Origin of the sequence: Pseudomonas sp. SED1 (assembly GCF_034044025.1) — a bacterium.
Classification (GTDB): Bacteria; Pseudomonadota; Gammaproteobacteria; order Pseudomonadales; family Pseudomonadaceae; genus Aquipseudomonas.
The window spans coordinates 1-5,536 of sequence record NZ_JAXCIS010000220.1; the positions used below are offsets into that span (position 1 = coordinate 1).

5 protein-coding genes are annotated in these 5,536 nt (G+C 59.7%); 4 read left to right on the plus strand and 1 reads right to left on the minus strand.

Annotation, left to right across the window (positions count from 1 at the left end; translation table 11 throughout):
- Positions 1-137 precede the first annotated feature (137 nt).
- Positions 138-1,721 carry a peptide chain release factor 3 gene (locus tag SNL23_RS27630; protein ID WP_318304294.1) on the minus strand — a complete coding sequence of 528 codons (1,584 nt, stop codon included), beginning with the start codon at positions 1,719-1,721 and terminating at the stop codon, positions 138-140.
- A 295-nt stretch (positions 1,722-2,016) separates the two neighbouring features.
- Here SNL23_RS27630 and SNL23_RS27635 point away from each other — a divergent pair, with 295 nt between their 5' ends.
- Genes SNL23_RS27635 through SNL23_RS27650 form a run of 4 tightly spaced genes read left to right on the plus strand, consistent with a single transcriptional unit; the run spans position 2,017 to position 5,520 of the window.
- Positions 2,017-2,769, plus strand: coding sequence for an ABC transporter permease (locus SNL23_RS27635; RefSeq protein WP_412104280.1), 753 nt, complete (start codon positions 2,017-2,019; stop codon positions 2,767-2,769).
- A 38-nt stretch (positions 2,770-2,807) separates the two neighbouring features.
- Positions 2,808-3,701 carry a glycine betaine ABC transporter substrate-binding protein gene (locus SNL23_RS27640; protein ID WP_076016504.1) on the plus strand — a complete coding sequence of 298 codons (894 nt, stop codon included), beginning with the start codon at positions 2,808-2,810 and terminating at the stop codon, positions 3,699-3,701.
- A gap of 11 nt (positions 3,702-3,712) precedes the next feature.
- The gene (locus SNL23_RS27645; RefSeq protein WP_010175055.1) at positions 3,713-4,366 is read left to right on the plus strand and encodes an ABC transporter permease; all 654 of its coding nucleotides are present in this window, start codon (positions 3,713-3,715) and stop codon (positions 4,364-4,366) included.
- The gene (locus SNL23_RS27650; RefSeq protein ID WP_008437274.1) at positions 4,363-5,520 is read left to right on the plus strand and encodes an osmoprotectant ABC transporter ATP-binding protein OsmV; all 1,158 of its coding nucleotides are present in this window, start codon (positions 4,363-4,365) and stop codon (positions 5,518-5,520) included. The genes SNL23_RS27645 and SNL23_RS27650 overlap by 4 nt, the downstream gene beginning before the upstream one ends.
- Positions 5,521-5,536 lie beyond the last annotated feature (16 nt).

Here is a 5,536-nt window from a genome sequence, read left to right on the forward strand (position 1 = left end):
TTCAAAAGTGAGCCGCTGTAAGAGCGGAACCCATACCAGCCATCACCCAAATAACGGATATACACCCCACCTACCCCTGCCCACACAAAAAAAGGGCGAAGCCATGACAGCCTCGCCCTTTCGTCCACCGCTAACCCTTAATGGTGTTCGCGAGTCGCACGGAATTTCACATCCGGCCAACGCTCTTCCATCAGCGCCAGGTTGACCCGGGTCGGGGCCAGGTAGGTCAGGTGCCCACCGCCGTCGATCGCGAGGTTTTCCACAGCCTTGACCTTGAACTCTTCCAGCTTCTTCTTATCGCTGCAATCAATCCAACGCGCGGAATACACGGTGATCGGCTCGTAGGAGCATTCCACCTTGTATTCCTCTTTCAAACGGCTGGCCACCACATCGAACTGCAGCACACCAACGGCGCCGAGGATGATGTCGTTGCTGCGCTCCGGGAAGAACACCTGGGTGGCGCCCTCTTCCGCCAACTGCTGCAAACCCTGGCGCAGTTGCTTGGATTTCAACGGGTCACGCAGGCGTACGCGGCGGAACAGTTCCGGGGCGAAGTGCGGAATACCCGTAAAGCCCAGCACTTCACCTTCGGTGAAGGTGTCGCCGATCTGGATGGTGCCGTGGTTGTGCAAGCCGATGATGTCACCGGCAAACGCTTCTTCCAGTTGCTCACGCTCGGAGGAGAAGAAGGTCAGGGCGTCACCGATGCGCACGTCCTTGCCGGTACGCACGTGGCGCATCTTCATGCCTTTTTCATATTTGCCGGAGCAGATACGCATAAAGGCAATACGGTCACGGTGTTTCGGGTCCATGTTCGCCTGGATCTTGAACACGAAGCCGGCAAACTTCTCTTCCACGGGTTCAACGGTACGCTCGTTGGCAACACGTGCCAGCGGCTTGGGTGCCCAATTGACCACGGCGTCGAGCACGTGATCGACACCGAAGTTACCCAGGGCGGTACCGAAGAACACCGGCGTCAGCTGGCCGTCGAGGAATTCCTGCTGGTTGAACTCGTGGCAGGCGCCCTGCACCAGTTCCAGCTGGTCGACAAACCGGTCGTACTCGTCACCCAGGTGGGCGCGGGCTTCGTCGGAGTCGAGCTTCTCGATGATTTTCACATCGGTACGTTCGTGGCCATGGCCGGCGGTGTACACAATGATGTAGTCGTCGGCCAGGTGGTACACGCCCTTGAAGTCGCGGTAGCAACCAATCGGCCAGGTGATCGGCGCGGCCTTGATCTTCAGGACGGCTTCGATTTCGTCCAGCAGTTCGATCGGGTCGCGAATGTCACGGTCGAGTTTGTTGATAAAGCTGACAATCGGCGTGTCCCGCAGGCGGCAAACGTCCATCAGCGCGATGGTACGTGGCTCAACGCCTTTACCGCCGTCGAGGACCATCAGTGCCGAGTCCACCGCGGTCAGGGTGCGGTAGGTGTCTTCGGAGAAGTCTTCGTGGCCCGGGGTGTCGAGCAGGTTGATCATGTGGTCGCGATACGGGAACTGCATGACCGACGTGGTAATGGAGATACCACGCTGCTTTTCCATTTCCATCCAGTCGGAGGTGGCATGGCGGTCGGATTTACGGGATTTCACCGTGCCGGCCACCGCGATCGCCTTGCCCATCAGCAACAGCTTTTCGGTGATGGTGGTTTTACCGGCATCGGGGTGGGAAATAATGGCGAAAGTGCGGCGTTTCGCGACTTCGGCGGCCTGGTGGGTCATGGGAAATCGCCTGGCAGGTGAGTCAAAAAAGGGCGGCGAGTATAGCGCAAACCCGGGGTTACAGACCACCGTTCACCCCATTGGGGGTGGCTAATTGCTGCCAAGTATGGAACCTTTTAAAAGGTAGAGACGTCCACTCCCCTGCTATCGCACTCGTAACAGGGGCTGAAAAATCAGCAAGTTAGCCTGACGAGGCTGCGCTCATGGCTCGACCTCATACCGCGTTGCCGGTATTGGCGAGCTGCATTTCGCGACCATATTTGCCGACAGCCAGGAATGGCATTGCCGCTCGGAAATGTGTTCGCCGACAGAAGAAAAAAGGAGTCCGCCTGTGGCTATTCGCTATGGCAAAGGGCTTATAGGAGGAGCGGTTGTCGTCGCTCTCCTGGCCCTGCTGGTCCACTGGATCGGCATCAACACGATCGAACTGTACCGCGACGATTTGTTGTTTTACCTGCAAGCTCACTTGATCCTCGTCGTTGTTTCGATGCTGGCCGCCCTGATCGTAGGGATTCCCGCCGGTATCCTGCTCAGCCGACCGAATATGGTCGGGCGTGCAGAACGCTTCATGCAGATCTTCAACATCGGCAATACCGTTCCTCCCCTGGCCGTACTGGCCATCGCCCTCGGTGTCCTCGGCATCGGCAGCGGCCCCGCGATCTTCGCGCTGTTCCTCGCCTCGTTGCTGCCCATCGTGCGCAACACTTATGAAGGCCTGAAAAACGTTCAAGGTTCCCTGAAAGAAGCCGCCGTCGGCATCGGCATGACGCCGCGCCAAGTGCTGTTTCGCGTGGAACTGCCCAACGCCGTGCCGATCATCATCGGCGGTGTGCGCGTGGCCCTGGCGATCAACGTCGGTACCGCGCCCCTGGCGTTCCTGATTGGCGCCAACAGCCTGGGCAGCCTGATCTTCCCCGGCATTGCCCTGAACAATCAGCCGCAACTGCTGCTCGGCGCCGCGTGCACCGCGCTGCTGGCCTTGCTGCTCGACGGTCTGGTGACCATGGCCAGCCGCCTTTGGCTGGAACGCGGGTTGCGTCCGTCTTAAGGCTTTGGCCCCGTCTTAGGCCTGAAACAGGAATTCACATGAAAAAACTGACATTGATATTGAGCTGCGTCCTGCTGTTCGCAGGGTTTGCGCAAGCCGCTGAAAAACCGGTCATTCGTATCGGCGCCCGGGTGTTCACTGAACAGACCCTGCTCGCCGAAATCACTTCCCAGTACCTGCGCACCAAGGGTTACGACACCCGTGTGACCGGCGGCCTGGGCAGCAACCTGGCACGCAGTGCCCAGGAAAGCGGGCAACTGGACCTGATCTGGGAATACACCGGCGTTTCGCTGGTGGCCTACAACCATGTCGACGAGAAGCTCGACAGCGAACAGTCCTACGCCCGAGTGAAAGAACTCGATGCGAAAAAAGGCCTGGTCTGGCTCTCCCCGTCGAAATTCAGCAACACCTACGCGCTGGCATTACCAGAGAACGTGGCCAAGGAATTCCCGCAGATCAACAGCATCAGCGACCTGACTGCGGCACTGGCCGAGAAAACCAAGGAAAACCGCCTGGTGGCCCTGGACACCGAGTTCGCCAACCGTTCCGACGGCATGGCCGGCATGGTCAAGCTGTACGAGATGAACCTGACCCGCAAAAACACCCGCCAGATGGACGCCGGCCTGGTTTACACCGCGCTGCGAAATGGCCAGGTGTTTGCCGGTTTGGTCTACACCACCGACGGTCGCCTGAACGCCTTCAAACTGAAGCTGCTGGATGACGACAAGCATTACTTCCCGGACTACACCGCAGCCCCCGTGGTGCGTCAGGTTTACCTCGACGCCCACCCGCAACTGGCCGCAGACCTTGCGCCCTTGGCCGCGCTGTTCGACGACGCAACCATGCGCCAGCTGAATGCGCGGGTCGACGTCGACCATGAAAGCCCATCCGCTGTGGCCGCAGATTTTCTGCGCCAGCATCCGATCAACTAAGAGGAGAAGACATGGAATTCCTGAACGCCTTTTCCCATCTTGATTGGGCACTCGTCCTGCAACTGACCTGGCAGCACATCACCCTGGTCGGCATTGCAGTGATCCTGGCAATCGTCGTAGGCGTGCCTCTGGGCGTGCTGATGACCCGCTTCCCGACCTTGGCCGGCCCGTTGCAAGCCAGCGCCACCGTGCTGCTGACCGTGCCGTCGATTGCGCTGTTCGGCCTGCTGCTGCCGTTCTATTCCAAGTTCGGCCAGGGCCTGGGGCCGATGCCGGCGATCACCGCCGTGTTCCTCTATTCCCTGTTGCCCATCATGCGTAACACCTACCTCGCCCTCACCGGCGTTGAGCCAGGCATCCGCGAAGCCGCCAAAGGCATCGGCATGACCTTCGGCCAGCGCCTGCGCATGGTCGAGTTGCCGATTGCCGTGCCGGTGATCCTCGCCGGTGTGCGCACCGCCGTGGTGATGAACATTGGTGTGATGACCATCGCCGCCACCATCGGCGCCGGTGGCCTGGGTGTACTAATTCTGGCTTCCATCAGCCGCAGCGACATGTCGATGCTGATCGTTGGCGCCGTACTGGTCAGTCTCCTGGCCATCTTCGCCGACCTGCTTCTGCAATGGCTGCAACGCACGCTGACTCCAAAAGGACTGCTCAAATGATCGAACTTCAAAACCTGACCAAGACCTTCCAAAGCAACGGTAAGACCATTACCGCCGTTGATTCCGTAAGCCTGACCGTCAACGAAGGCGAAATTTGCGTATTCCTCGGCCCGTCGGGCTGCGGCAAGAGCACCACGCTGAAAATGATCAACCGCCTGATCAAGCCGACCTCGGGCAAGATCCTGATCAACGGTGAAGACACCACCGACCTGGACGAAGTGACCCTGCGTCGCAACATCGGCTACGTGATCCAGCAGATCGGTTTGTTCCCGAACATGACCATCGAAGAGAACATCGTGGTGGTGCCCAAGCTGCTGGGCTGGGACAAGCAGAAATGCCATGACCGCGCCCGCGAATTGATGAGCATGATCAAGCTGGAACCCAAGCAGTACCTGCACCGCTACCCGCGTGAACTGTCCGGCGGCCAGCAACAGCGGATTGGCGTGATCCGCGCCCTGGCGGCGGATGCACCGTTGCTGCTGATGGATGAGCCGTTCGGCGCGGTCGACCCGATCAACCGCGAGATGATCCAGAACGAATTCTTCGAGATGCAGCGCGCGCTGAACAAGACCGTGATTATGGTCAGCCACGACATCGACGAAGCCATCAAGCTGGGCGACAAAATCGCGATCTTCCGTGCCGGCAAGCTGCTGCAGATCGATCACCCGGACACCCTGCTGGCCCACCCTGCCGACGAGTTCGTCAGCAATTTCGTTGGCCAGGACAGCACCCTCAAGCGTCTGTTGCTGGTGAAAGCCGAAGATGCGGCGGACAACGCGCCGTCGGTCAGCCCGGAGACGCCAGTGGCGGACGCCCTGGAGCAGATGGACGAGCTGGACCGTCGCTACGTGGTGGTTACCGATGCCGAGAACAAGGCGCTGGGCTATGTACGACGTCGCGATCTGCATCGTCAGACAGGTACCTGCGGCCAATACCTGCGCGAGTTCAACGCCACGGCGGCGTATGACGAGCATTTGCGCATCCTGTTGTCGCGCATGTACGAGTTCAACCGCTCGTGGTTGCCGGTGATGGATGCGGAGCGGGTGTTTCTGGGGGAAGTGACCCAGGAGTCGATTGCCGAGTACCTGAGTTCCGGTAAGTCCCGTGGGGGCAAGACCAGTATCGTGTCGCCTGCCGAGACTGCGCTCGCATGACCTGACACACCGCGGT

Excerpts from the sequence above, each read along its gene's own strand:
- SNL23_RS27630 (WP_318304294.1), bottom strand. The coding sequence starts at position 1,721 with ATGACCCACCAGGCCGCCGAAGTCGCGAAACGCCGCACTTTCGCCATT.
- SNL23_RS27645 (WP_010175055.1), top strand. The coding sequence starts at position 3,713 with ATGGAATTCCTGAACGCCTTTTCCCATCTTGATTGGGCACTCGTCCTG.
- SNL23_RS27635 (WP_412104280.1), top strand. The coding sequence starts at position 2,017 with ATGTGTTCGCCGACAGAAGAAAAAAGGAGTCCGCCTGTGGCTATTCGC.
- SNL23_RS27650 (WP_008437274.1), top strand. The coding sequence starts at position 4,363 with ATGATCGAACTTCAAAACCTGACCAAGACCTTCCAAAGCAACGGTAAG.
- SNL23_RS27640 (WP_076016504.1), top strand. The coding sequence starts at position 2,808 with ATGAAAAAACTGACATTGATATTGAGCTGCGTCCTGCTGTTCGCAGGG.